Consider the following 24,330-nt stretch of genomic DNA (forward strand, 5'->3'; position numbering starts at 1 on the left):
CCATTTGCCGCTGGCAATTCCAGTGATGTCGGTCAAGGATCGCCAGGCGTGCCATGCAGAGGGTAGGCTGCCCTTCGGGCGCCGACTGCGGCATGCTAGTGCGCCTGGATCGCGGCATCGCCCGGCACCTGTGGCGGGGCCTGCGGTCCAACCTTTTTCCGTTAGGTCGAACCAAGGACTTTGCCATGTGGAACTGGAAGAATCGCGGCGGCTCGGTGCGCGAGCGCGTCGACGACAGGGTTGACGATGTGCGCGCCTACTTCGGCGGGCCCTGGCTGGTGCGCGTGGTCGGCGGGCTGCTGGGCGCCTACCTGGTGGTCGCCGCCCTGGTCGGCTGGTACTGGAGCCGCGAGCCGGACCTGTTCCCCGTGCAGCAGCATGCGCAGCAGGCCGCCGAGCGCGCCGGGCGGCAGATGGTGGTGGGCTATACCACCGTGGAAACCCTCAAGGAAGTGGTCGGCACCCTGCTGAACAAGCCGGGCGGCTACCTGTCCAACGACATCTTCCCGCCGGGCCTGTGGCTGGACAACATGCCCAGCTGGGAATACGGCGTGCTGGTGCAGACCCGCGACCTGTCCCGCGCGCTGCGCAAGGACTTCGCCCGCTCGCAGTCGCAGTCCACCGAGGACGCCGACCTGGCCCGCGCCGAGCCGCGCTTCAACTTCGACAACAAGAGCTGGGCGCTGCCGTCTTCCGAGTCGGAGTACGCCGAGGGCATCAAGTCCCTGGACCGCTACCTGGCGCGCCTCTCCGCCGAGCAGCCCAACGCGCAGTTCTACGCCCGCGCCGACAGCCTGAACAACTGGCTGGGCGACGTTTCCACCCGCCTGGGCTCGCTGTCCCAGCGCCTGTCCGCCAGCGTCGGGCGGGTCAAGCTGAACACCAACATCAAGACCGCCTCGGCGCTGGCGCCGGGGGAGGCGCCGCAGGTCGACGAAGAGGTGCAGGAAACCCCCTGGCTGCAGATCGACAACGTGTTCTACGAGGCCCGCGGCCAGGCCTGGGCGCTGTCGCACATCCTGCGCGCCATCGAGGTCGACTTCGCCGACGTGCTGGCGAAGAAGAACGCCACCGTCAGCGTGCGGCAGATCATCCGTGAGCTGGAAGCCACCCAGGAAGCGCTGTGGAGCCCGATGGTGCTCAACGGCAGCGGCTTCGGCGTGCTGGCCAACCATTCGCTGGTGATGGCCAACTACATTTCCCGGGCCAACGCCGCGATCATCGATCTGCGGCAACTGCTGGCGCAGGGCTGATGGACCTCGTCAGCGCCGCCGAGACCGCCCACCGGCTGGCCTCGGACCGGGAACTGATCGCCTGGGTCGACGAGCGCGACCAACTGCTGGGCGAGCTGCCGCGCGCCCAGCTGCGCGAGCGCGGGCTGATCGGCCGCGGCACCTTCATCCTGCTGTTCAACGGCGCCGGGCAGCTCTGCGTGCACCGTCGCAGCCTGAGCAAGGCGGTGTACCCGGGCTACTGGGACGCCGCCGCCGGCGGGATGGTGCAGGCCAGCGAGAGCTATGCGCTGTCGGCCAGCCGCGAGCTGGAGGAAGAGCTGGGCGTGGCCGGAGTGGAGTTGCGCGAGCATGGCACCTTCTTTTTCGACGAGCCGGGTAATCGGTTGTGGTGCGCGGTGTTTTCCGCGATCTGGGATGGGCCGTTGAGGCTGCAGCCGGAGGAGGTGCTGGAGGCGCGGTTCGTCGAGCCGGCTGTGGCGCTGGAGGAGGCTACCTCTGGGGCTTTGTACTGTCCGGATTCGTTGCAGGCTTTGCGGTTGTATCTGGGGCAGCTTTAAGAGCAAGAGCCCCTCACCCTAACCCTCTCCCGCAAGCGGGAGAGGGGACTGTCCTGAGTGGGCGTGTGGTCTGTGCCTCTTGCATGCCATTGCCCATGCATCCACTCCATAACAGCAGCAGTGCTCGGTGCGTCCGGCGCGGACTCCCTCTCCCGCTTGCGGGAGAAGGGACTGTCCTGAGTGGGCGGCGAAACTGTGCCATGGGCAAGCCGTGGTTTGTGCATCCACGCCGCAATCGCAGTGAGGCTCGGTGCTCCCGGCGCGGACTCCCTCTCCCGCTTGCGGGAGAGGGCCGGGGTGAGGGCGCTCCACGGGCATGTCGCCAATCCGCCGATCAATGACGCATTTCCACCCTTAGCATTTGCCTCCAATGCTGGTAAATTGCGCGACCTTTCCGCTCGGGTCCTCCGGCGGGAATGCGCAGCCCCTGCCTGAGTGGGGCGTCGCGGTCGGCGCCAGCCGATCATTCGTTGACCTGGCCCTTAGAGGCCAATCCTGGGGAAAACGCCCGGTGGTCAAGAAAGCATCCTCCCTGTCCGCCCTTGGCGGGCTCGTCTACTCCACCGATGCGGGCCGGCATTGCCCGGACTGCAACCAGCCCATTGGCGCCTGCATCTGCAAGCAGTCCGTGGTTCCGGCCGGCGACGGCATCGCCCGTGTGCGCCGCGAGACCAAGGGCCGCGGCGGCAAGACCGTGACCACGGTCAGCGGCGTGCCCCTGGCCGAAGACGCCCTCAAGGAACTGGCCACGGCGCTGAAGAAACGCTGCGGCACCGGCGGCGCGTTGAAGGACGGCGTCATCGAGATCCAGGGCGACCACGTCGAGCTGCTCCTCGAAGAGTTGGCCAAGCGCGGCTTCAAGGCCAAGAAATCCGGCGGCTGATTCGTCTCTCCCCTGCAGGGAACGGGTTAGGCAGCGGCGCACGGCGCCGGCATGCCGGCCAGCCCGTTCCCTAGATGGGAGATGCGCCGCGCTCGCGAGTTCGCCACGCTTTCCTAAACTACCGCCAGAGATGGCGGTCAACACGGCAACGTCATACCCGACGTTTAGGCTTGTTGCGTCCGCGCGCTACCCGCGCCGGGCGCTCGACTTTCTTTTCAGGAGACACCCGCGCATGGCCGCAAGACGGACCCGCAAAGACGACGGCAGCAACTGGACGGTGGCGGACAGCCGCAGCATCTACGGTATCCGCCATTGGGGCGCCGGCTATTTCGCGATCAACGACGCCGGCAACGTCGAGGTGCGCCCGCAGGGCGCCGACGCCCAGCCGATCGATCTGCATGCGCTGGTCGGCCAGCTGCGCGAGGCGGGCCTGTCGCTGCCGCTGCTGGTGCGCTTCCCGGACATCCTGCAGGACCGCGTGCGCAAGCTGACCGGCGCCTTCGATGCCAACATCGCGCGCCTGGAATACGGCAGCCGCTACACCGCGCTCTACCCGATCAAGGTCAACCAGCAGGAAGCGGTGGTGGAAAGCATCATCGCCACGCAGAACGTCTCCATCGGCCTGGAAGCCGGCTCCAAGCCGGAGCTGATGGCGGTGCTGGCGCTGGCGCCCAAGGGCGGGACCATCGTCTGCAACGGCTACAAGGACCGCGAGTTCATCAAGCTGGCGCTGATGGGGCAGAAGCTCGGGCACAACGTCTTCATCGTCATCGAGAAGGAGTCCGAGGTGCAACTGGTGATCGAGGAGGCCGAGCACGTCGGCGTGCTGCCGCAGGTCGGCCTGCGCGTGCGGCTGTCCTCGCTGGCCTCCTCGAAGTGGGCCGACACCGGCGGCGAGAAGGCCAAGTTCGGCCTTTCCGCCGCGCAGCTGCTGTCGGTGGTCGAGCGCTTCCGCCAGGCCGGGCTGGACCAGGGCGTGCGCCTGCTGCACTTCCACATGGGCTCGCAGATCGCCAACCTGGCCGACTACCAGCACGGCTTCAAGGAAGCCATCCGCTACTACGGCGAACTGCGCGGCCTCGGCCTGCCGGTGGATCACGTGGATGTCGGTGGCGGCCTGGGCGTGGACTACGACGGCACCCACTCGCGCAACGCAAGCTCCATCAACTACGACATCGACGACTACGCCGGCGTGGTGGTGGGCATGCTCAAGGAGTTCTGCGACGCCCAGGGCCTGCCGCACCCGCACATCTTCTCCGAGAGCGGCCGCGCGCTGACCGCGCACCACGCGGTGCTGATCACCCAGGTCACCGACGTCGAGCGGCACAACGACGAGCTGCCGAAGATCACCGATCTGGCCGAGCAGCCGGAGATCGTCCAGTACCTGGCCGACCTGCTCGGCCCGACCGACGCCGAGATGGTCACCGAGACCTACTGGCGCGCCACCCACTACATGAGCGACGCCGCCAGCCAGTACGCCGAGGGCAAGATCAGCCTGGCCCAGAAGGCCCTGGCCGAGCAGTGCTACTTCGCCATCTGCCGGCGCCTGCACAACCAGCTCAAGGCCCGCCAGCGCTCGCACCGCCAGGTGCTCGACGAGCTCAACGACAAGCTCGCCGACAAGTACATCTGCAACTTCTCGGTGTTCCAGAGCCTGCCCGACACCTGGGCCATCGGCCAGGTGCTGCCGATCCTGCCGATCCACCGCCTGGGCGAGGAACCGGACCGCCGCGCGGTGCTGCAGGACCTGACCTGCGACTCCGACGGCAAGATCACCCAGTACGTCGACGAGCAGAGCATCGAGACCAGCCTGCCGGTGCACGACGTGAAGGAGGGCGAGGACTACCTGATCGGCGTGTTCCTGGTCGGCGCCTACCAGGAGATCCTCGGCGACATGCACAACCTGTTCGGCGACACCGACTCGGTGAACGTCTACCAGAGCGCCGACGGCAGCTTCCATCACGCCGGCATCGAGACCCACGACACCATCGAGGACATGCTGCGCTACGTGCACCTGTCGCCCGAGGAGTTGATGACTCACTACCGCGACAAGGTGGCCGGGGCCAAGCTCACCGCCCGCGAGCGCACCCAGTTCCTCGACGCGCTGCGCCTGGGCCTGACGCGCTCGGCGTACCTGTCGTCCTGACCGGCACGACCCGCTCTTCGTAGGGCGTATAACCGTTCGCGGTTATACGCCGTTACCCCGCCGACGTGGTGCTCTTCGTAGGATGGGTTGAGCCTGCGAAACCCATCGGGTCATGGTGATGGGTATCGCTTCGCTCAACCCATCCTACGTCTCCATCACCTGCGCCACGCGCCTGGCCAATTCGGTTGCCTGCCTTTCGTCCTTCACGTTGGTGAAGCTCATCACCAGCGCCGGTTCCTGGCGCGCTTCCACACACCAATTGTTCAGCGCCTGCAAGCCCAGGCCGGCTTCCCGTGCGCGGGCGGCGATGGCCTTGTCGTCGCCGTCGATCCGGCCGATCAGGTGCAGGCCGCCGGGCAGCTCGGCGAATTTCATGCGCTTGCCCAGGTGCCGCTCCAGGGCCGTGCGCAGCAGTTGCCGGCGCTGCGCGTAGAGCGTGCGGGTGCGCTTGAGGTGGCGGGCGAAGTGGCCTTGCGTGATGAAGTCGCACAGCGTCGCCTGCTGTAGCTCGGCGCAGCCGTTGGCGAAGGTCTGCTGGCTGCGCACGAAGCGCTCCAGCAACGGCGGCGGCACCACCAGGTAGCCCAGGCGCAGGGCCGGGCACAGCACCTTGCTGAAGGTGCCGGCGTAGAGCACGCGGCCCTGGCGGTCCAGGCTCTTGAGCGCCGGCAGGGGGAAGCCGGCGTAGCGGTATTCGCTGTCGTAGTCGTCCTCGACTATCCAGGCCCCGGCCTGGGCCGCCCAGTCCAGCAGGGCCAGGCGCCGTGGCAGGCTCAGGGCCACGCCGGTGGGGCTCTGCTGCGAGGGCGTGACCAGGGCGAAGCGGGCGTCAGGTGCGCGGCGCAGGCCTTGTTCCACGCACAGGCCATCGGCGTCCACCGGCACCGCGACCGGCCTGGCGCCGGCTGCGGCCATCAGCTGGCGCCCGCGGGGGTAGCCGGGGTCCTCGTGCCAGAAGGCGTCGCCCGGTTGCAGCAGGGGGCGGCTGATCAGGTCCAGGGCGCCCTGGTAGCCGGCGCAGATCAGCACCTGCGCCGGCTCGCAGGCGATCCCGCGGGATACGTTGAGGTAACTGGCCAGCGCCTCGCGCAGCGGGGCGTAGCCGCAAGGGTCGGGGTAGGCCAGCTCGACCTCGGCGGTGTTGCGCAGGCGGCGCGCGGCCAGGCGCGACCACAGCGCCTTGGGGAAGGCGTCCAGCGCCGGCAGGCCGAGTTGCAGCGGCAGCACCTGCGGGCCGTGGGCGATCAGCCCGGGCAGCACCTGCTCCGGTTGCGGCGCCAGGCGCGCCGGGCGCTCGGCGTTGCGCCCCGCCAGTTGCGGCGAAACCACGGTGCCCGCCGGGCCGCGGGCCAGCAGGTAGCCTTCGCTGGTCAGCAACTGGTAAGCCAGCTCCACGGTGCCGCGGGCCACGCCCAGCTCGCTGGCCAGGCCGCGCACCGGCGGCACCCGCTCGCCCGGGCGCAGGGTGCCGCGGGCGATGGCCTCGCGGATGCGCTCGTAGAGCTGGCGGTAGATCGGCTGCGCCAGGCCGGGGTCCAGGCGCAGGGCGAGGGGCTCGGTCATGGCCTGGTTCGCTGCGGGCTTTGTGGATAAATGACTATGCCATGACGCGAATCAGCCGTCGCGAGCGGACGAGTGCCGCGCCAACGTCTAGGCTTGCAGTTCCAGACCCCGGGAGCAGCAAGGCGATGGACTTCAAGGATTACTACGCGGCGCTGGGCGTGGCGCCGGACGCCGACGAAAAGGCGATCAAGACCGCCTACCGCAAGCTGGCGCGCAAATACCACCCCGACGTCAGCAAGGAGGCGGACGCCGAGGCGCACTTCAAGGAAGTCTCCGAGGCCTACGAGGTGCTCAAGAGCCCCGAGAAGCGCGCCGAGTACGACCAGTTGCGCCAGTACCAGCAGAGCGGCCGCTTCGAAGCGCCGCCGGGCTGGCAGCCGTCCGGCGGCTTCGAGGGCGCCGAGCATTTCCAGGAGCAGGACTTCTCCGACTTCTTCGAGTCGATCTTCGGCGCCCATGCCGGCCCGCAGGGGCACCGCCGGCGGGAAAGACGCGGCCGCGACATCGAGCTGGAGGTGCCGTTGTTCCTGGAGGAGAGCCAGTCCGGCGAGCCGCAGCCGATCCGCTTCGGCCTGCCCAGCTACGACGAGCAGGGCCGGCGCCTGCCCGACGTGGAGAAGACGCTGAAGGTGCGCATTCCCCCGGGCGTGGTGGACGGCGAGCGCATCCGCCTGAAGAGCCAAGGCGCGCCCGGCATCGGCGGCGCGCCGGCCGGCGACCTCTACCTGGTCATCCGCCTGGCGCCGCACCCGCTGTTCGACGTCGACGGCCGCGACCTCGTCCTCAGCGTGCCGCTGGCGCCCTGGGAAGCGGCGCTGGGGGCCAAGATCGAGGTGCCCACCCTGAACGGCCGCATCGCCCTCAGCGTGCCGCCGGGCAGCCAGAGCGGCCAGCGCCTGCGCATCCGCGGCAAGGGCCTGGCCGGCAAGGGCGAGGACCCCGCCGGCGACCTCTACGCGGTGCTCAAGGTGGTGATGCCCAAGGGCGCGCCCGAGGGCGAGACGCGCAAGCACTGGGAAGAACTGGCCGCCCGCGCGGCCTTCGATCCACGCAGCCAGTGGGGTAAACGGCCATGAGCGAGATACTGCTGAGCCTGGAGCTGGAAGAGCTCTGTGAGGGCGCGCGGCTGCCGCGCGAGACGCTGCTGGAGATAGTCGAGGTCGGCATCGTCGAGCCCCTGGAACGGCGGGGCGACACCTGGCTGTTCAGCGTCGAGTCGCTGACCCTGGTGCGCCGCGCGGTGCGCCTGCAGCGCGAGTTCGAGGTGGACTGGCCGGGCATCGCCCTGGCCCTGCGCCTGCTCGACGAGGTGGAGCAGCTGCGCGGCGAGAATGCCCGCCTGCGCCAGCGGCTGGCGCGTTACGAGGAAGAGTGAAGGGGCGGGGGAGTCCGCCCTGCATTCCCCATGTAGGAGCGGACTCCGTCCGCGATGGGCAAGGCCCAGGCACCGCCCTATGCACTTTCCCGCTTTCCCGCTTTCCCGCTTTCCCGCTTTTCCGCTTTTCGTAGGAGCGAGCTTGCTCGCGAACGGCGTTTCCCGGTGGCTACGGTGTTTCGGGTTGACCTCGCCCCTCTCCCTAACCCTCGGCTGCGCGCCCCGCCCTGAAGGGAGAGGGGACCGTTGGGCAGGGCTGGGTGTTCTGGCGTCAGCCGGCAACGCCAAAGGTTCCGGCTGAAACCATCACTTCTCTCGGCGCGGACAAGCCCCCTCTCCCTTCAGGGAGAGGGTTGGGGAGAGGGGAAAGGAGCCGAGCCAATACACCGACATCACCGGTGAACACCCTTCGCGCGCCCTGCGCGCGAAATCGCGGGCAGGGCCCGCTCCTACAGGTTGCCGGGAAGCACGGTGTTTCTCCCCGTAGGAGCGGACCTTGTCCGCGATAGCCACAGACATCCCGGCGCGATTCGCGGATGAGATCCGCTCCTACGCTGCCCCACCTGCGCCATTCCCCTGTAGGAGCGCGCCCTGCGCGCGAAATCGCGGGCAGGGCCCGCTCCTACAGGTTGCCGGAAAGCACGGTGTTTCTCTCCGTAGGAGCGGACTTTGTCCGCGATAGCCGGAGGTATCGGCGCGGATCGCGGATGAGATCCGCTCCTACGCCACTCCACCCACACCATTCCAATGTAGGAGCGCGCCCTGCGCGCGATTTCGTGGGCAGGAAGGCACACCGTTGCCCTGGAACGATGACGCGTTACGAGGAGAATGATGCTCTTCGTAGGAGCGAGCTTGCTCGCGAACAATCCCCGCTGCGGAGGTGGTTCGCGAGCAAGCTCGCTCCTACAAAAACGGCTCGACTCGGCGCGGGGCTCAGGCCCCGGCGATCTTCTCCACCCAGCGGGCATAGCTGTCGATGATGGTCTGCAGGAAGGGCCCAACCTGGTCGTTGGCCTTGCCGGCGGCGTCGAAGAAGTTGCCGGCGCCGCCCAGGTAGGTTTCCGGCTGCTGCATGCAGGGCACGTCGAGGAACACCAGGGACTGGCGCAGCGCATGGTTGGCGCCGAAGCCGCCGATGGCCCCCGGCGAGACGCTGACCACGCCGCCCGGCTTGCCGCCCCAGGCGCTCTTGCCGTAGGGGCGCGAGCCCACGTCGATGGCGTTCTTCAGCGCCGCCGGCACCGAGCGGTTGTATTCCGGGGTGACGAACAGCACCGCGTCGGCGCGGCGGATGCGCTCGCGGAAGGGGGCGTAGGCGGCCGGGGCGTTGTCGCCGTCCAGGTCCTCGTTGTACAGCGGCAACTGGCCGATCTCGACGATCTCCAGCTTCAGGTTCGCCGGGGCCCGCTCGGCCAGGGCCAGGGCCACCTTGCGGTTGAGGGATTCCTTGCGCAGGCTGCCGACCAGCACGGCGACGTCGAAGACTTTGCTCATGGGCGTTTCCTTGTGGCGAGGGAAGTCGGGAACCTTCGTTATAGACGAGAAATGTGGCATTCGCGGGAGCGCTGCGCGGATCGGTCGCGCGGTCATGTCACAGCTCTTTTATCGATTCTTGGCTCTGTCGACTGTGCCATGGCGCCCCTAGAGTGGCCCCATCCACTCTCCAGACGAGGTCGAACATGTGCACGAGAATCTTCTTCGCCGGCGCCACCGGCGCCGTGGGCAAGCGCCTGCTGCCCATGCTGCTGGCGCGCGGCTACCGGGTGCTGGCGTGCAGCCGTGAGCCGGCGCGGGCCGAGGCCCTGCGCGCGGCCGGCGCCGAGGCGCAGGTGCTGGACGTCTTCGATGGCGCGGCGCTGACGCGCGCCATGCTGGAATTCCGCCCGCAGTGGGTGCTGCACCAGCTCACCGACCTGCCACCCGGCCTGGACCCGGCGCGCATGGCCGAGGCCGCGCCGCGCAATGCCCGGGTGCGCCGCGAGGGCACCGCCAACCTGGTGGCCGCCGCCCGCGCCGCCGGGGCGCAGCGGCTGGTGGCGCAGAGCATCGCCTGGGCCTATGCGCCGGGGCCCTTGCCGCACCAGGAGCGGCAGCCGCTGGACCTTGCGGCCGAAGGCCCGCGCGCCATCAGCGTCGGCGGCGTCGCCGCGCTGGAGAACGCCGTGCTCGGCGCCGCGCCGCTGGAAGGCCTGGTGCTGCGCTACGGGCGCCTGTACGGCCCGGGCACCGGCTGCGACGAACCCGACCCGCGCCTGGCCCTGCACGTCGACGACGCCGCCCGCGCCGCGTTGCTGGCGCTGGAGTGGGGCGCGCCCGGGTGCTACAACCTGGCGGAGCAGGGCACCGAGGTCAGCACCGCGCTGGCGCGCCACCGGCTCGGCTGGCAGCCGGGCTTCCGCCTGGCCCGAGGAGAAACCCCATGACGCCACTCACCCCCTTCACCCCGCAGCAGCTGCAGGCCTGTCTGGCGCGCCTCGGCCTGCCGCCGCAGCCGCCGGCCGCGACCCTGCAGACGCTGGAACGCCTGGTCGACGCGGCGCTGCACCACCTGCCCTTCGAGAACCTCGATGTGCTGCTGGCGCGGCCCGTCGCCATCGAGCCGGAGGCGGTCTTCGCCAAGGTCGTCGAGGGTGGCCGCGGCGGCTACTGCTTCGAGCTGAACAGCCTGTTCGCCCGGCTGCTGGCCAGCCTCGGCTACCGCATCAGCCTGCTGGTGGCGCGGGTGCGCTGGGGCATGCCGGCGGAGGTCGAGCGCACCCAGCAGAGCCACCTGCTGCTGCGCATCGAGCTGGACGAGGGGCCCTACCTGGCGGATGTTGGCTTCGGCGGCGCCAACCCGCCGCGGCCGCTGCCGCTGGTGATCGGCGAGGAGCTGCCCGGCGGCTGGCGCATCGCGCCCCACGACGGCGACGAGCTGGAGCTGGCGCTGCACGCCGCCAGCGGCTGGCAGGCGCTGTACCGCTTCACCCTGCAACCGCAGCACTGGGTCGATTACCTGCCGCGCAACTGGTACACCTCGACGCACCCGGACAGCGTGTTCCGCAAGAGCCTGCGGGTAGCCCTCAGCGAGGGCGACAGGCGCCTGACCCTGCTCGACGGCCAGTTCGGCTGGCGCGATGCCAAGGGCAACGCCGAGCAGCGGCGGATCCTCGATGTGGACGAGCTGATTGAGGTGCTGCGCGGGCGCTTCCACCTGCGCCTGCCGCCGGCCACCGCCGAGGCCCTGCGCGAGCCCCTGGCGCGGCTGCTCTAGCTGCCGGTCATGCCGATGCCGTGGGCCATCAGGCTGGCCAGCAGCGGCAGGATCAGCATCGCCAGCAGCTCGATGCGGATCACCAGCGTCACCCGCCGGCCCTGGGCCTCGCCGACCTGCGGGGCCTGCCCGGCCTTGAGCGCGTTGCGCCAGTTGAGGAAGGTCAGCGTCGGATAGATGGACAGCAGCGCCACCAGCACGAACAGGCCGACCAGGGCGTGGAAGGCGGCGTTGTGCAGGTAGTAGTCCAGGCCCTTGGCGAACCACAGGGTGCGGGCGATGCCGGTGAGCAGCACGACGCCGGCGCTGGCGCCGTAGGCCAGGTCGATGATCACCAGGCTGCGGGCGCGCTTGGCGTCCAGCGGCAGCTGGAACAGGCGGTGCTCCAGCACCAGCAGGGCGAACATCACGAAGATGGAGATGAAGTGCAGGTAGGCAACCAGGGCTGAAGCCATGTCGTCGGTTCCTTGTCAGGCGTGGGCCGTGGTCTGCGCCACGGCTTCGTTGTGCTCGGCGCGATCATGGGCGCCGCCTGGCACTTTAGAGCGCGGCGGCGGCGCCTGCCAGTCAGGCCGAGGGTAGGCCGACCCAGGCGTCGTGGCGCGTCAGGCGCCAGGCGTAGGCGGCGAGGATCAGCCCGCGCAGCAGCATGAAGCTGAGGAACGCCAGCCACAGCCCGTGGTTGCCCAGCGGCTGCAGCAGCCAGCCCAGCGGCAGGCTCACGGCGCAGGCCAGGAGCATGGCGTTGCGCATCTCGCGGGCGCGGGTGGCGCCGATGAACAGCCCGTCCAGCAGGTAGCTCCACATGCCGATCAGGGGTAGCACGGCGAGGTACGGCAGGTACTGGTCGGCCACCGCGCGCACCTCGGGGATGTCGCTCTGCAGGGCGATGAACAGGTGCCCGGCGCTGCCGAAGAACAGCACGAAGGCCAGGCTGGCCAGCAGCGACCAGCCGCAGGCCACCAGCAGCGAGCGGCGTAGCGTGCGCCGGTCGCCGCTGCCGATGGCGTGGCCGCACAGGGCCTCCACCGCGTGGGCCAGGCCGTCGAGGGCGTAGGAGGTGATCATCAGGCCGTTGAGCAGCAGGGCGTTGGCCGCCACGGTGGCGTCGCCCAGGCGCGCGCCCTGCACGGTCACCAGGAAGAACACGCCCTGCAGCGCCAGGCTGCGGATGAAGATGTCGCGGTTGACCATCAGCAGCGGCGCCCAGCTCACCCAGCGGCGCAGGCGGCGCCAGTCCGGCACGCCGGGGAAGCGCCCCAGCGCGCCGCGGGCCAGCCACAGGCCGAGGGCCGCGCCGCTCCACTCGGCGATCACCGAGGCCTGCGCGGCGCCGGCCACGCCCCAGCCCAGGCCGAGCACGAAAAGCAGCTCCAGGGCGATGTTCACCAGGTTGGTGGTCAGCAGGATGGCCAGCGGCCCGCGGGCGTTCTGCGTGCCCAGCAGCCAGCCGATCAGCGCGTAGCTGGCCAGGGCCGCGGGCAGGCCGAACAGGCGGATGTGGAAGAACTGCCGGGCCAGGCCGTCGAGTTCCGGCGAGGCGTTCATCAGGCCCATGGCCACGGGCGTCAGCGGCAGCGCCAGCAAGCCCAGCAGCAAGGCCAGGCCCATCGCCAGCAGCAGGCCCTGGCCGAGGATGCGCCGCAGCGCGCCGCCATCGCCGCGCCCGGCGGCCTGGGCGGCGAAGCCGGTGGTGCCCATGCGCAGGAAGCCGAGCACGCCCACCAGCAGGGTGTACAGGCTGCCGCCCACGGCCACCGCGCCCAGCTGATGGGCGTGGGGCAGGTGGCCGATGACCGCGCTGTCGACCAGGGTCACCAGCGGCACGGATACGTTGGACAGGATCATCGGCGCGGCCAGCGCCCAGACCCGCCGGTGGGTCGGGCGATCGCGCCAGGCGTCGCTCAGTGGGTTCATGCAAGGCTCCGCAGCAGCGCCGCAGTATAGCGGGGCCGGAGCGCCCGCGGTCTTACGCCTGCCGCTTGCGGTAGGCGCAGTAGCCCGGGCGCGGGCCCACCTGCGGGTGGTTGCGGCAGGTGTCCGGGCGCTTGGCGTAGACCGTGCACAGGCGCGTCTTGCGGTCCAGGTACAGGCAGTCGCCGTTGCTGCTGCGGGTGAGGGTGAAGATGCCGCTCTTCTGGTTGAAGCGCTCGACCAGGCCTTCCTTGCTCAGGCGCTTGGCGATGTTCTTGGCCGGCTCCTCGCGTTCGAATTCGTCCACCACGCCCAGGCGGATGAGGTCGCCGATGCGCACTTCCACCGGCATGGTGCAGCAAGTGGCGTGGCAGTCGCGGCACAGGCCCGAGCTGTACTTCGCCCAGGTTTCCAGGCGGTCGAGTTCGGCGTTGGCGATCAGCGGCGGTTTTCTCATGGCGGCGGCACGGTGCGTTGCGGGGCGCGCAATCATAGTGGCCTCGGCGGCGGATTGCGCGCCCTTTCGACGAAAAGCCGGCTCAGCCGCGCCAACGCGGTTGCAGGCCGTCGTCCAGCGTCCAGTGCGGTTGCCCCGGGCGCAGGCGCACGCCGCCGACCCAGCGCTCGGCGGCCAGCTGGTCCAGGCCGTGGCGCTCGCCGGCCAGCACCTGGCGGCCCAGCGCGGTGAGGCGCACCGGGCGCTGGGCCCAGGGCAGCTGCGGCCCGGCTTCGACCAGCAGCGGGGTGGGGCTGTCGATCAGCGGGCGCATCAGCACGTGGAACATCAGGTCGCCCAGATAAGGCAGCGGCTCGCGGTGTGTCATCAGCTCGGCGAACACCCGGCCAAGGGGCAGCTCGCCGCGCTCGGCGACTATGCCCAGGCTCAGGCGCTCGGTCAGCGACAGGCCGTCGCGCGCGTCGGGCAGCTCCTGCAACTGGCGGCGCAGGGCGTTGCCCAGCAGCGGCAGCGCCGGTGTCGGTTTGCTGGCCAGCGTGGCCCAGGCCTGTGGCGAGGGCTGGCGGTAGGCGTCCCAGGCTTCGCGGGCCAGCAGCAGGGCCTCTTCGCCCAGCGGCCGGCGCTGCGGCCAGAGCCAGGCCAGCAGGTCGGGGGCCAGTTGGCCGATGCCGATGAAGCGCTGCACGCCGGGCACCCGGTCGGTCTCGATCAGCTCCAGGCGCTCGGGCAAGCGCGGCAGGCCGGCGAGCACGCGGATCAGGAACAACTGGTCGTAGGCATCGGCCTCGCACCAGAGCACCACCCGCTGGCGCTCGGGCAGGCGGTCGAGCAGGGCGTATTCGTCCCGGGTGCGGCGCAGGGCGTCGGCCGCGGGGATGTCGAAGGCCTGGCTGACGAAGGCCGCGCGCAGCTGGCGGAAGCTTTCTTCCGGCAGCGCCGGCACGGGGCCCATGCTCAGCGGGTCGGCGAACATGCGGAACTCGCCGCGGAAGCCGGCGAGTTCCAGGCTGTGGGCGATGTCGTTGCCGCAGCGCAGGTGCAGGCAGGCGGCTTCGTCGCCGCTGGCGAAGTCCGGGTGGCGCGCGGCGAAGGCGATGGCCTCGACGTGGGCCTTGAGTTTCGGCCAGCTGGCGAAGCCCAGTTCCCGCGCCAGCAGCCACTGGCAGTCGGCCAGCCGCGGCGGGTGGCCGAGGCCGTGCGGGGCCTGGGCGTGGAGGCGTTGCAGGGCTTGCGCCTGGCCGGCGCGCAGGTCGCGCAGCAGGGCCTTGGCGTGCTGGCGTTGGCGGTCGAGGTCGATACGGCCGTCTTGGCCGGAAGTCGGGGACATACGAGCTCCTTTCGGGCCGGGTCCGCTGTCGGGCCGGAGTCGTATGGGAAGTCGGCGGATGCAGCACCTGGGCGAACCCTTTCCGCGGACCGGTGGCGTGGTGGACGCCGTCGCCCGACTATAGCGGCGGCGCCCGCGCCGGGCAATGCCGGCGCTCAGCCCTTGCGGATCAGCCAGATGCCCACGCCGATGGCGGCGATGCCGGCCAGCTTCAGGGCGCTGATGGGGTTCTCCCTGAAGCCGGCCCAGCCGAAGTGGTCGAGGGCCATGGCCATGCCCAGCTGGCCGGCCAGCACCAGCACCATGAACAGCAGGGCGCCGACCCGCGGCGCGGCGAAGGCGGCGATGAAGATGAAGAACATGCCGAGGAAGCCGCCGCACCAATGCCACCAGTGCAGCGAGCGCAGTGCCGGCACGCCGGGGAACTCGCGGTTGGCGAGGGTCAGCACCAGCAGGCCGAGGGTGCCGACGAAGAAGGAGATCAGCGCGGCGGCCAGCACGCTGGACACCTGCTTGGCCAACTGGCCGTTGATGCCCGCCTGCAGCGGCAGGCAGGTACCGGCGATCAGCGGCAGGACGAACATCCACCAGGGTGGCGTGGGCATGGGGGACTCCTTGGCAGTCGAAGCGAAAAGGACAGCCGGCTAGTATGCACCAGACCGGAGCAGCGCTCCCGCTTCCCAGGAGAGAAACCATGGGCACCTCCGCTTCCCGCACCCTGGCCGTGCGCATCGAGCGCCCCTGGCAGGTGGCCTACGACTTCCTCGCCGAACCGCGCAACTTCCCGCGCTGGGCCTCGGGCCTGTGCAGCGCCATCGAACCGCTGGGCGCCGACCACTGGCTGGCGCAGACGCCGCAGGGGCCGCTGCGGGTGCGCTTCTCGCCACGCAACCCGTTCGGCGTGCTGGACCACGACGTGCTGCCGGAAGACGCCCCGCCCATCCACATCCCCCTGCGCCTGATCGCCAACGGCGACGGCTGCGAACTGCAGCTGACCCTGCTGCGCCAGCCGGCGATGGACGACGCCGCCTTCGAGCGCGATGCGCAGTGGATGGAGAAGGATTTGCGGGCGATCAAGGCGTTGCTGGAGTCGGAGGAGATGCCTTGGTCGATGGGGTTTTCGCCGTGAGGTTCGGGGGCGGGCGCTTCGAGGTTGAACGCGGAGCGTGTTTGGGCCAAGGTCAGGCGGCGTATAACCGCGAACGGTTATACGCCCTACGCCACCTGTAGGCGCCGCTGCTTTTCGTAGCCTGTAGGATGGGTTGAGCGAAGCGATACCCATCACCGTGACCGCATGGGTTTCGCAGGCTCAACCCATCCTACGAAATGCACCTGGTGCAGCCGGCAGATAATTGTTCCTACGGGATTTCCCTCTTTACGCCACCGCCTGCAGCCGGGGGATCGGCGGATGGGGTTGCTGGCTGACCTGCCAGAGGTCGTAGGCGGCCTGCATCGCCAGCCAGTGCCGGGCGCTGGAAAGGCCGGCCTGTTCCAGGCGCCAGGCCAGGTCGGCGCTGATAGGCGCGCGGCCATGCAGCACCTTGGACAGGTGCGGCCGGCTGAAACCCAGGTGCGTGGCCAGCGCAGTGACCGACAGGCACAGGGCCGGCAAAACATCCTCGCGCAGGATTTCGCCCGGGTGGGGTGGGTTGTGCATCGCCATGGCGAGCCCTCCGCTCAGTGGTAGTCGAGGTAGTCCAGCAGTTCCGCGTCGGTGTCTTCGAAGCGGAAGATCACCCGCCAGTTGCCGGAGACGCTGACGGACCAGTAGCCCCGCAGCGTGCCTTTCAGCCCGTGCAGGCGATAACCGGGCAGGTCCATTTCCCTGGGGTCCTTGGCGGCATCCAGGGCAGCAAGGATGCGCAGCAGCCTGGACACATGGTCAGCCCTGACGCCGCGATGATCCCCATGCAGGTATAGGGCACGCAGGCCCTTGTGGTGGAAGCTCCTGATCATCGCCGGACTGTAATCTAACAGATTACAGCTTCCTGAGCCGAGATGCTTGTAGGATGGCGCCGCTTCTCGTAGGAGCGAGCTTGCTCGCGAACGGAGTTTCCCGGTCATGGCGGTGCATGAGGTCACCACCGTTCCCTCTCCCCAGCCCTCTCCCTGAAGGGAGAGGGGGCTTGTCCGTGCCGGCTGGGAATAAGGCATGGAGGTGTTTCCGGCTGACTCAGGACTAATCAAGCACGCCGAACGGTCCCCTCTCCCTTCAGGGAGAGGGTTAGGGAGAGGGCGCTCTTCGGAACCGCACCAAGCCCCCCCAACGAAAACACCCCCCTCACAACCTCGCCCCCAACTCCGCCCCCTCCCTGATCGCCCGCTTGGCATCCAGCTCGCGCGCCAGGCGGGCGCCGCCGATGATGTGGTGGCGCAGGTTCTCCGCGGCCTGGGTAGGGTGCAGTTCCAGCAGCGGTTCTTGGCCGGCGCAGATCACCACGTTGTCCACCGCCAGGCACTGCTCGCGGCCGTCCACGCGGATGTGCAGGCCGGCGTCGTCGATGCGCAGGTATTCCACGCCGCCCAGCAGTTGCACCTGGTGGTGCCTCAGGTGGGCGCGGTGGACCCAGCCGCTGGTCTTGCCCAGGCCGGCGCCGGGCGTGCCCGGTTTGCGCTGCAGCAGCCAGAGCTGGCGTTTCGGCGTTATCGGCGTGGGCCTGCGCAGCCCGCCCGGTGTGCTGTTGTCCAGGTCGATGCCCCATTCGCCCAGCCACTGGCCCAGCGGCTGTGGGCCTTCGCGTTCGGCGAGCAGGAAGCTGGCGACGTCGAAGCCGATGCCGCCGGCGCCGATCAGCGCCACCTTCCGGCCCACCGGCGCGCCGTTCAGCACGTCGAGGTAGCCGAGCACTTTGGGATGCTCGATGCCCGGCAGCTGCAGCCGGCGCGGGCGGATGCCGGTGGCGACTATCACCTCGTCGAACTGCCCCTGCAGCTCGCCTCGGGCGATGCGCCGGTTCAAGTGCAGGTCCACGCCCAGCTCGGCCAGGCGCACGGCGAAGTAGCGCAGGGTTTCGCCGAACTCTTCCTTGCCGGGGATGCGCCGGGCCAGGTTGAACTGCCCGCCGATCGCGCCGCCGGCCTCGAACAGGCTGACGCGGTGGCCGCGCTCGGCCGCCACGCAGGCCGCCGAGAGTCCGGCGGGGCCAGCGCCAATCACCGCGATGCGCTTGGGCTGGCGCGCCTTGCGGTAGCGCAGCTCGGTCTCGTGGGCGGCGCGCGGGTTGACCAGGCAGCTGGCGCGGCGGTTGGCGAAGGCGTGGTCGAGGCAGGCCTGGTTGCAGGCGATGCAGGTGTTGATGCGCCCGGGCTGGCCGGCGGCGGCCTTCTGCACGAACTGCGGATCGGCCAGCAGCGGCCGGGCCAGGGACACCAGGTCCGCCTGGCCACTGGCGAGCAATGCCTCGGCCAGTTCCGGGGTGTTGATGCGATTGCTGGCGATGAGCGGGATGCGCAGTTCGCGGCGCAGGCGCGCGGTCACCTCGGCGAAGGCCGCGCGCGGCACCGAGGTGACGATGGTCGGCACCCGCGACTCGTGCCAGCCGAAGCCGCTGTTGAGCACATCCACGCCGGCCTCCTGCAGCGCCAGCGCCACCTGGCGTACCTCGTCCCAGGTATTGCCGCCTTCCACAAGGTCGAGCAGCGACAGACGGAAGCCGATGACGAAGCGCCCGCCCGCCGCGCGGCGGATGCGCCGGACGATCTCCAGCGCCAGGCGCATGCGGTTCTCCAGGCTGCCGCCCCAGCGGTCCCGGCGGCGGTTGCCGCGCGGGCAGAGGAACTGGTTCAGCAGGTAGCCCTCGCTGCCCATGATTTCCACCCCGTCGTAGCCGGCGGCGCGGGCCAGGCGCGCGCAGCGGCCGAAGGCGGCGATGGTGCGGGCGATGCCGCGCTCGGACAGCTCGCGCGGGGCGAACCAACTGATCGGCGACTTGAGCGGCGAGGCCGAGACCACCAGCGGATGGTAGCCATAGCGCCCGGCATGAAGGATCTGCAGCAGGATGCGCCCGCCCTCGGCGTGCACCGCCTGGGTCAGGCGGCGGTGCGCCGGCACCTGCAGGCTGCCGGTCAGGTCGCTGCCCAGCGGCAGCAGCCAGCCCTCGCGGTTGGGCGCGAAGCCGCCGGTGATGATCAGCCCCACGCCGCCGCGGGCGCGTTCGCGGTAGTAGGCGGCGAGCTTGCCGAAGTCCCACAGGCGGTCCTCCAGGCCGGTATGCATGGAGCCCATGACCACGCGGTTGCGCAGCTGCAGCGGGCCGATCCGCAGCGGGGCGAGCAGGTGAGGGTAGGGGCTGGCGTCGGTGGCGTGCATGCTGGCTTCGTCGGCAGGGCGATGAGCGCACCATAGGAAGTTGCGCGGCGCCAGTGAACGGCCCGGCTGACGGCTGCGCCGGGCATTTGGGCCAAGCCGCCGTGCTTGACAGCTGGCGCAGCGGGCACACACTGGAACGGTGGGGCGGCAGCTTTCGCCGCCCCCGGTTCCCTGACCGGCTTCCTCGGGAGGTTGTCATGAACGGCACAAGAAGAAAGCACCTGCGGCACTACCGCCACTATCTGCTAGCCGCGCTGCTGGGCCTGTTCCTGCTGGGCCTGCACGAGAGCGTCAACCAGGACCTGCAGCCCTCCTGCCTGGGCGACGACGGCCAACTGATCTGTTCCTACCCCTCGCGTACCGATTTGCAGGTACTGCTTTATTTCCGCTGAGCTGGCCTGCTTGGGCTGACCTGGGTCAGGGAAGCGTCTCGGCCTTTTCAGGCAGAGTGCTCGGCCGCGCCTGCTGGCGCTGCCTGGCGCAATGCGCCAGGTTGGCTATCTTTTAAACAGAGGCGCCTGGCCAGGTACTGGGCGCCCTTTGCCTGATCAGGAGACGCACGATGGATATGAACCGTCGGCAATTCTTCAAGGTCGCCGCCGTCGGCCTTGGAGGATCAAGCCTTGCGGCCCTCGGCATGACGCCCCCGGAGGCCTTTGCCGAACAGATCCGCCACTTCAAGCTCGAACGCACCACCGAGACGCGCAACACCTGCACCTATTGCTCGGTAGGCTGCGGCATCCTCATGTACAGCCAGGGCGACGCGGCCAAGAACGTCACCCAGAACATCATTCACATCGAGGGCGACGGCGACCATCCGGTCAACCGCGGCACCCTCTGCCCGAAAGGCGCGGGCCTGCTGGACTTCGTCCACAGCCCCAACCGCCTGAAGTACCCGCAGATCCGCGAGCCCGGCTCCAGCGAGTGGAAACGCATCGAATGGGACGAGGCGCTGGACCGCATCGCCCGGCTGATGAAGGACGACCGCGACGCCAACTTCATCGAGAAGAACGAGCAGGGCCAGACGGTGAACCGCTGGCTGACCACCGGCTTCCTGGCCGCCTCGGCGTCTTCCAACGAAGCGGGCTACATCACCCACAAGGTGGTGCGTTCCCTCGGCATCCTGGGGTTCGATAACCAAGCGCGTGTCTGACACGGCCCGACGGTGGCAAGTCTTGCCCCGACGTTTGGCCGTGGAGCCATGACCAACCACTGGACCGACATCAAGAATGCCGATCTGATCCTCATCATGGGCGGCAACGCGGCCGAGGCGCACCCCTGCGGTTTCAAATGGGTGACCGAGGCCAAGGCGCACAACAAGGCGCGCCTGCTGGTGGTGGACCCGCGCTTCACCCGCTCGGCCTCGGTGGCCGACTACTACGCGCCCATCCGCACGGGGACGGACATCGCCTTCCTCGGCGGCCTGATCAGCTACCTGATCGAGAACGGCAAGTACCAGAAGGAATACGTCGAGCACTACACCGACGCCGCCTTCATCGTGCAGGAAGGCTTCGGCTTCGAGGACGGCCTGTTCAACGGCTACGACGCCGAGAAGCGCAGCTACCCGGACAAGTCCGCGTGGAACTACGAGCGCGGCGAGGACGGCTTCGCCAAGGTCGACCCCACGCTGCAGCACCCGCGCTGCGTGTTCAACCTGCTGCGCCAGCACTACAGCCGCTACACGCCGGACGTGGTCAGCAACATCTGCGGCACGCCCAAGGACATGATGCTCAAGGTCTGGGCCGAGATCGCCGAGACCTCGGCCCCCGGCAAGGCCATGACCATCATGTACGCCCTGGGCTGGACGCAGCACTCGGTGGGCGCGCAGATGATCCGCACCGGCGCCATGGTGCAGCTGCTGCTGGGCAACATCGGCATGCCCGGCGGCGGCATGAACGCCCTGCGCGGGCACTCCAACATCCAGGGCCTGACCGACCTGGGGCTGCTGTCCAACTCGTTGCCCGGCTACCTGACCCTGGCCATGGACGCCGAGCAGGACTACGCCGCCTACATCGCCAAGCGCACCGCCAAGCCGCTGCGCCCGGGGCAACTGTCCTACTGGCAGAACTACAGCAAGTTCCACGTCAGCCTGATGAAGTCCTGGTTCGGCAAGGCCGCCACGGCCGAGAACAACTGGTGCTTCGACTGGCTGCCCAAGCTCGACATGCCCGGCGCCGGCTACGACGTGCTGCGGGTGTTCGACATGATGTACCAGGGCAAGGTCAACGGGTACTTCTGCCAGGGCTTCAACCCCATTGCCTCGTTCCCCAACAAGGGCAAGGTCGGCGCCGCGCTGGCCAAGCTCAAGTGGCTGGTGATCATGGACCCGCTGGCCACCGAGACCTCGGAGTTCTGGCGTAACGCCGGCGACTTCAACAACGTCGACACCAAGTCGATCCAGACCACGGTGATTCGCCTGCCCACCACCTGCTTCGCCGAGGAGGACGGCTCCATCGTCAACTCCGGGCGCTGGCTGCAGTGGCACTGGAAGGGCGGCGAGCCGCCGGGCCAGGCACGGCCGGACATCGCCATCATGGCCGGGCTGTACCACCGCCTGCGCACGCTGTACGCGAAGGAGGGCGGCAAGTTCCCCGACGCCATCCTCGGCCTCGACTGGCCCTACCAGCGCCCGGACGACCCGAGCCCCGAAGAGCTGGCCAAGGAGTACAACGGCAAGGCCCTGGCCGACCTGGTGGACCCGAAGAACGGCATGGTCCTGGCCAAGGCCGGCGAGCAGTTGCCCGGCTTCGCGTTGCTGCGCGACGACGGCAGCACCGCCAGCGGCTGCTGGATCTTCGCCGGTTCCTGGACGCAGCAGGGCAACCAGATGGCCCGCCGCGACAACGCCGACCCCTACGCCATGGGCCAGACCCTCGGCTGGGCCTGGGCCTGGCCGGCCAACCGGCGCATCCTCTACAACCGCGCCTCGGCCGACCTTGCCGGCAAGCCGTGGGACCCGGTGAAGAAACGCCTGGTGTGGTGGAACGGCAAGGCCTGGGGCGGCACCGACGTGCCCGACTACAAGCCCGACGTGCCGCCGGAAGCGGGCATGAACCCGTTCATCATGAACCCCGAGGGGGTGGCGCGCTTCTTCGCCGTGGACAAGATGGCCGAAGGGCCCTTCCCCGAGCACTACGAGCCGTTCGAGACGCCCATCGGCATCAACCCGCTGCACAGGGACAACCCCAAGGCCACCAGCAACCCGGCCGCGCGGGTGTTCAAGAACGACATGGAAGTCTTCGGCAAGGCCGACGAGTTCCCCTACGCGGCCACCACCTACCGCCTCACCGAGCACTTCCACTTCTGGACCAAGCATTGCCGGCTGAACGCGATCACCCAGCCGGAGCAGTTCGTGGAAATCGGCGAGGTACTGGCCAAGGAACTGGGGATCGCTGCCGGCGACCGCGTGAAGGTCTCCTCCAACCGCGGCTACATCAAGGCCGTGGCGGTGGTGACCAAGCGCATCCGCCCGCTGCAGGTCGACGGCAAGACCGTGCACCACGTCGGCATCCCGCTGCACTGGGGCTTCGCCGGGGTGGCGCGCAACGGCTACCTGACCAACACCCTGACGCCCTTCGTCGGCGATGGGAACACGCAGACGCCGGAGTTCAAGTCGTTCCTGGTCAACGTCGAGAAAATCAGCGGAGGTGAGGCATGAGCACGCAAGACATCAGTGCCCGTTCGGCCACCACCACGCCGATGCCCTCGGTGCGCAACCAGCAGGAAGTGGCCAAGCTCATCGACGTGTCCAAGTGCATCGGCTGCAAGGCCTGCCAGGTGGCCTGCTCGGAATGGAACGAGCTGCGCGACGAGGTGGGCCACAACCACGGGGTGTACGACAACCCGCTGGACCTGACGGCCGATTCCTGGACGGTGATGCGCTTCACCGAGCACGAGAACCCGGCCGGCAACCTCGAATGGCTGATCCGCAAGGACGGCTGCATGCACTGCGCCGAGCCGGGCTGCCTGAAGGCCTGCCCGAGCCCGGGGGCGATCGTGAAATACGCCAACGGCATCGTCGACTTCAACCAGGACCACTGCATCGGCTGCGGCTATTGCATCACCGGTTGCCCGTTCAACATCCCGCGCATCTCGCAGAAGGACCACAAGGCCTACAAGTGCACCCTGTGTTCCGACCGCGTGAGCGTGGGCATGGAGCCGGCCTGCGTGAAGACCTGCCCGACCGGCGCCATCGTCTTCGGCACCAAGGACGCCATGAAGGAGCACGCCGCCGAACGCATCGAGGACCTCAAGTCGCGCGGCTTCGAGCACGCCGGCCTGTACGACCCCGAAGGCGTCGGCGGCACCCACGTGATGTACGTGCTGCACCACAACGACCAGCCCTCGCTGTACGCCGGCCTGCCCGACAAGCCGGCCATCAGCCCGCTGGTCAGCCTGTGGAAGGGCATCACCAAGCCGCTGGGCCTGCTGGCCATGGGCGCGGTGGTGCTCGCCGGGTTCTTCCACTACACCCGCATCGGCCCCAACCGCACGGAAGAGGACGAGGAACCGGGGCCGGACCCGGAGGCGCCGGTACACAAGGTCGACCCTTCGGTGCACCGCTATGACCCGCGCGACCCGCGTTGAGCCCATGCACCGAACAGCCCCCTCTCCCTTCGGGGAGAGGGATGGGGAGAGGGCGCTCGTCGGCCCTCAGAGGAGCCCAGCATGAAAAAAGACATCCAACGCTATACCGCCAACGAGCGCAGCAACCACTGGCTGGTGGCGATCTTCTTCATCCTCGCCGGCCTGTCGGGGCTGGCGCTGTTCCACCCGGCGCTGTTCTGGCTCAGCAGCCTGTTCGGCGGCGGGCCCTGGACGCGCATCCTGCACCCCTTCCTGGGGCTGGCGATGTTCGTGTTCTTCCTCGGCCTGGTGCTGCGCTTCGCCCACCACAACCTGCTCGACCGCAGCGACGTGCAATGGCTGAAGCAATGGCGTGACGTGGTCGGCAACCACGAGGAGAACCTCCCCGCGGTGGGCCGCTACAACGCCGGGCAGAAGCTGCTGTTCTGGACCCTGCTGCTGTGCATGCTGGTGCTGCTGGCGACCGGCCTGGTGATCTGGCGCCAGTACTTCAGCGCCTGGTTCGGCATCGAGGTCATCCGCCTGTCCGCGTTGCTGCACGCCTTCGCCGCCTTCGTGCTGATCAGCAGCATCATCGTGCATATCTACGCCGGCATCTGGGTCAAGGGCTCCATGGGCGCGATGCTCTATGGTTGGGTCAGCCGCGCCTGGGCGCGCAAGCACCACGCCGCCTGGCTGAAAAGCGTGGACAAGGGCGAGGGCCATTGACCGGGCCCACACCCCC

The 24,330-nt window shown here is 69.1% G+C and carries 23 protein-coding genes; 13 read left to right on the forward strand and 10 right to left on the reverse strand.

The genetic code is table 11. The annotated features are described in order from the left end of the window. The first annotated feature begins 185 nt into the window (after positions 1-185). The 4 genes from PM1_RS02715 to speA all read left to right on the forward strand — a co-directional run bounded on the left by PM1_RS02715 (position 186) and on the right by speA (position 4,821). Positions 186-1,253, forward strand: a complete 1,068-nt coding sequence (locus PM1_RS02715) for a DUF2333 family protein (protein ID WP_024128112.1) — start codon at positions 186-188, stop codon at positions 1,251-1,253. After that, entirely contained in the window at positions 1,253-1,792 is a 540-nt protein-coding gene (locus PM1_RS02720; RefSeq protein WP_009613289.1) for an NUDIX hydrolase, read from the forward strand. The genes PM1_RS02715 and PM1_RS02720 overlap by 1 nt, the downstream gene beginning before the upstream one ends. A gap of 511 nt (positions 1,793-2,303) precedes the next feature. After that, entirely contained in the window at positions 2,304-2,675 is a 372-nt protein-coding gene (locus tag PM1_RS02725; RefSeq protein WP_024128111.1) for a translation initiation factor Sui1, read from the forward strand. A gap of 232 nt (positions 2,676-2,907) precedes the next feature. Next, positions 2,908-4,821, forward strand: coding sequence for an arginine decarboxylase (speA, locus tag PM1_RS02730; protein WP_009613284.1), 1,914 nt, complete (start codon positions 2,908-2,910; stop codon positions 4,819-4,821). Between the two features lie 144 nt (positions 4,822-4,965). Here the strand turns inward: speA and pdxR are convergent, their stop codons facing one another. Continuing rightward, positions 4,966-6,384 carry a MocR-like pyridoxine biosynthesis transcription factor PdxR gene (gene pdxR / locus PM1_RS02735; RefSeq protein WP_009613282.1) on the reverse strand — a complete coding sequence of 473 codons (1,419 nt, stop codon included), beginning with the start codon at positions 6,382-6,384 and terminating at the stop codon, positions 4,966-4,968. Positions 6,385-6,509: 125 nt separating this feature from the next. Between pdxR and cbpA the strand changes: the two genes are divergently transcribed. Further along, a complete protein-coding gene (gene cbpA, locus PM1_RS02740; RefSeq protein ID WP_009613281.1) occupies positions 6,510-7,460 on the forward strand; it encodes a curved DNA-binding protein in 951 nt (316 codons plus the stop codon). Further along, positions 7,457-7,759, forward strand: coding sequence for a chaperone modulator CbpM (locus tag PM1_RS02745; RefSeq protein WP_009613279.1), 303 nt, complete (start codon positions 7,457-7,459; stop codon positions 7,757-7,759). Before cbpA ends, PM1_RS02745 begins: the two co-directional genes overlap by 4 nt. 933 nt (positions 7,760-8,692) lie before the next feature. Here PM1_RS02745 and PM1_RS02750 read toward each other — a convergent pair. Beyond that, entirely contained in the window at positions 8,693-9,253 is a 561-nt protein-coding gene (locus PM1_RS02750) for an NADPH-dependent FMN reductase (protein WP_009613278.1), read from the reverse strand. Between the two features lie 185 nt (positions 9,254-9,438). On the opposite strand from PM1_RS02750, the gene PM1_RS02755 reads away from it, so the two are divergent. Beyond that, entirely contained in the window at positions 9,439-10,182 is a 744-nt protein-coding gene (locus PM1_RS02755) for an NAD-dependent epimerase/dehydratase family protein (protein ID WP_009613277.1), read from the forward strand. Then, positions 10,179-11,012, forward strand: a complete 834-nt coding sequence (locus tag PM1_RS02760) for an arylamine N-acetyltransferase family protein (protein WP_009613276.1) — start codon at positions 10,179-10,181, stop codon at positions 11,010-11,012. Before PM1_RS02755 ends, PM1_RS02760 begins: the two co-directional genes overlap by 4 nt. Here the strand turns inward: PM1_RS02760 and PM1_RS02765 are convergent. The 5 genes from PM1_RS02765 to PM1_RS02785 all read right to left on the reverse strand — a co-directional run bounded on the left by PM1_RS02765 (position 11,009) and on the right by PM1_RS02785 (position 15,315). Continuing rightward, positions 11,009-11,467 carry a DUF2214 family protein gene (locus tag PM1_RS02765; RefSeq protein ID WP_009613275.1) on the reverse strand — a complete coding sequence of 153 codons (459 nt, stop codon included), beginning with the start codon at positions 11,465-11,467 and terminating at the stop codon, positions 11,009-11,011. The genes PM1_RS02760 and PM1_RS02765 overlap by 4 nt on opposite strands. A 112-nt stretch (positions 11,468-11,579) precedes the next feature. Then, positions 11,580-12,929 (reverse strand): MATE family efflux transporter, encoded by a 1,350-nt coding sequence (locus PM1_RS02770; RefSeq protein ID WP_009613274.1) that lies wholly within the window; start codon positions 12,927-12,929, stop codon positions 11,580-11,582. Between the two features lie 52 nt (positions 12,930-12,981). After that, positions 12,982-13,419, reverse strand: coding sequence for a YkgJ family cysteine cluster protein (locus PM1_RS02775; RefSeq protein ID WP_009613273.1), 438 nt, complete (start codon positions 13,417-13,419; stop codon positions 12,982-12,984). Between the two features lie 46 nt (positions 13,420-13,465). Further along, positions 13,466-14,710 (reverse strand): DUF1835 domain-containing protein, encoded by a 1,245-nt coding sequence (locus PM1_RS02780; RefSeq protein WP_009613272.1) that lies wholly within the window; start codon positions 14,708-14,710, stop codon positions 13,466-13,468. Between the two features lie 155 nt (positions 14,711-14,865). Beyond that, positions 14,866-15,315, reverse strand: a complete 450-nt coding sequence (locus PM1_RS02785; RefSeq protein ID WP_009613271.1) for a DMT family transporter — start codon at positions 15,313-15,315, stop codon at positions 14,866-14,868. An 89-nt stretch (positions 15,316-15,404) separates the two neighbouring features. Between PM1_RS02785 and PM1_RS02790 the strand changes: the two genes are divergently transcribed. After that, positions 15,405-15,839 (forward strand): hypothetical protein, encoded by a 435-nt coding sequence (locus PM1_RS02790; RefSeq protein ID WP_009613270.1) that lies wholly within the window; start codon positions 15,405-15,407, stop codon positions 15,837-15,839. Between the two features lie 246 nt (positions 15,840-16,085). Here the strand turns inward: PM1_RS02790 and PM1_RS02795 are convergent, their stop codons facing one another. From PM1_RS02795 to PM1_RS02805, 3 genes are all read right to left on the reverse strand, one after another. Then, the gene (locus PM1_RS02795; RefSeq protein WP_009613269.1) at positions 16,086-16,373 is read right to left on the reverse strand and encodes a HigA family addiction module antitoxin; all 288 of its coding nucleotides are present in this window, start codon (positions 16,371-16,373) and stop codon (positions 16,086-16,088) included. A 14-nt stretch (positions 16,374-16,387) separates the two neighbouring features. Beyond that, entirely contained in the window at positions 16,388-16,666 is a 279-nt protein-coding gene (locus tag PM1_RS02800) for a type II toxin-antitoxin system RelE/ParE family toxin (RefSeq protein ID WP_009613268.1), read from the reverse strand. 325 nt (positions 16,667-16,991) lie between these two features. After that, complete coding sequence (locus PM1_RS02805) at positions 16,992-19,019, reverse strand: NADPH-dependent 2,4-dienoyl-CoA reductase (RefSeq protein ID WP_009613267.1); 2,028 nt, start codon at positions 19,017-19,019, stop codon at positions 16,992-16,994. Between the two features lie 197 nt (positions 19,020-19,216). Here PM1_RS02805 and PM1_RS02810 point away from each other — a divergent pair, with 197 nt between their 5' ends. From PM1_RS02810 to PM1_RS02825, 4 genes are all read left to right on the forward strand, one after another. Next, positions 19,217-19,411, forward strand: coding sequence for a hypothetical protein (locus PM1_RS02810; protein WP_009613266.1), 195 nt, complete (start codon positions 19,217-19,219; stop codon positions 19,409-19,411). A gap of 170 nt (positions 19,412-19,581) precedes the next feature. Beyond that, the gene (gene fdnG, locus PM1_RS02815; RefSeq protein WP_150131470.1) at positions 19,582-22,677 is read left to right on the forward strand and encodes a formate dehydrogenase-N subunit alpha; all 3,096 of its coding nucleotides are present in this window, start codon (positions 19,582-19,584) and stop codon (positions 22,675-22,677) included. Beyond that, positions 22,674-23,606 carry a formate dehydrogenase subunit beta gene (fdxH, locus tag PM1_RS02820; RefSeq protein ID WP_009613256.1) on the forward strand — a complete coding sequence of 311 codons (933 nt, stop codon included), beginning with the start codon at positions 22,674-22,676 and terminating at the stop codon, positions 23,604-23,606. Before fdnG ends, fdxH begins: the two co-directional genes overlap by 4 nt. Before the next feature lie 81 nt (positions 23,607-23,687). Next, on the forward strand, positions 23,688-24,314 hold the full coding sequence (locus tag PM1_RS02825) for a formate dehydrogenase subunit gamma (RefSeq protein ID WP_009613255.1): 627 nt from the start codon (positions 23,688-23,690) through the stop codon (positions 24,312-24,314). The last annotated feature ends 16 nt before the right edge of the window (positions 24,315-24,330 follow it).

The sequence above is a fragment of the Pseudomonas sp. M1 genome, assembly GCF_022760135.1.
Lineage (GTDB): Bacteria > Pseudomonadota > Gammaproteobacteria > Pseudomonadales > Pseudomonadaceae > Pseudomonas > Pseudomonas citronellolis.

Excerpts from the sequence above, each read along its gene's own strand:
- PM1_RS02780 (WP_009613272.1), bottom strand. The coding sequence starts at position 14,710 with ATGTCCCCGACTTCCGGCCAAGACGGCCGTATCGACCTCGACCGCCAA.
- PM1_RS02765 (WP_009613275.1), bottom strand. The coding sequence starts at position 11,467 with ATGGCTTCAGCCCTGGTTGCCTACCTGCACTTCATCTCCATCTTCGTG.
- PM1_RS02750 (WP_009613278.1), bottom strand. The coding sequence starts at position 9,253 with ATGAGCAAAGTCTTCGACGTCGCCGTGCTGGTCGGCAGCCTGCGCAAG.
- PM1_RS02715 (WP_024128112.1), top strand. The coding sequence starts at position 186 with ATGTGGAACTGGAAGAATCGCGGCGGCTCGGTGCGCGAGCGCGTCGAC.
- PM1_RS02790 (WP_009613270.1), top strand. The coding sequence starts at position 15,405 with ATGGGCACCTCCGCTTCCCGCACCCTGGCCGTGCGCATCGAGCGCCCC.
- PM1_RS02800 (WP_009613268.1), bottom strand. The coding sequence starts at position 16,666 with ATGATCAGGAGCTTCCACCACAAGGGCCTGCGTGCCCTATACCTGCAT.
- PM1_RS02795 (WP_009613269.1), bottom strand. The coding sequence starts at position 16,373 with ATGGCGATGCACAACCCACCCCACCCGGGCGAAATCCTGCGCGAGGAT.
- PM1_RS02785 (WP_009613271.1), bottom strand. The coding sequence starts at position 15,315 with ATGCCCACGCCACCCTGGTGGATGTTCGTCCTGCCGCTGATCGCCGGT.
- PM1_RS02775 (WP_009613273.1), bottom strand. The coding sequence starts at position 13,419 with ATGATTGCGCGCCCCGCAACGCACCGTGCCGCCGCCATGAGAAAACCG.
- PM1_RS02745 (WP_009613279.1), top strand. The coding sequence starts at position 7,457 with ATGAGCGAGATACTGCTGAGCCTGGAGCTGGAAGAGCTCTGTGAGGGC.
- fdxH (WP_009613256.1), top strand. The coding sequence starts at position 22,674 with ATGAGCACGCAAGACATCAGTGCCCGTTCGGCCACCACCACGCCGATG.
- PM1_RS02810 (WP_009613266.1), top strand. The coding sequence starts at position 19,217 with ATGAACGGCACAAGAAGAAAGCACCTGCGGCACTACCGCCACTATCTG.
- PM1_RS02755 (WP_009613277.1), top strand. The coding sequence starts at position 9,439 with ATGTGCACGAGAATCTTCTTCGCCGGCGCCACCGGCGCCGTGGGCAAG.
- PM1_RS02825 (WP_009613255.1), top strand. The coding sequence starts at position 23,688 with ATGAAAAAAGACATCCAACGCTATACCGCCAACGAGCGCAGCAACCAC.
- PM1_RS02770 (WP_009613274.1), bottom strand. The coding sequence starts at position 12,929 with ATGAACCCACTGAGCGACGCCTGGCGCGATCGCCCGACCCACCGGCGG.
- PM1_RS02805 (WP_009613267.1), bottom strand. The coding sequence starts at position 19,019 with ATGCACGCCACCGACGCCAGCCCCTACCCTCACCTGCTCGCCCCGCTG.
- PM1_RS02760 (WP_009613276.1), top strand. The coding sequence starts at position 10,179 with ATGACGCCACTCACCCCCTTCACCCCGCAGCAGCTGCAGGCCTGTCTG.
- pdxR (WP_009613282.1), bottom strand. The coding sequence starts at position 6,384 with ATGACCGAGCCCCTCGCCCTGCGCCTGGACCCCGGCCTGGCGCAGCCG.
- speA (WP_009613284.1), top strand. The coding sequence starts at position 2,908 with ATGGCCGCAAGACGGACCCGCAAAGACGACGGCAGCAACTGGACGGTG.
- cbpA (WP_009613281.1), top strand. The coding sequence starts at position 6,510 with ATGGACTTCAAGGATTACTACGCGGCGCTGGGCGTGGCGCCGGACGCC.
- PM1_RS02720 (WP_009613289.1), top strand. The coding sequence starts at position 1,253 with ATGGACCTCGTCAGCGCCGCCGAGACCGCCCACCGGCTGGCCTCGGAC.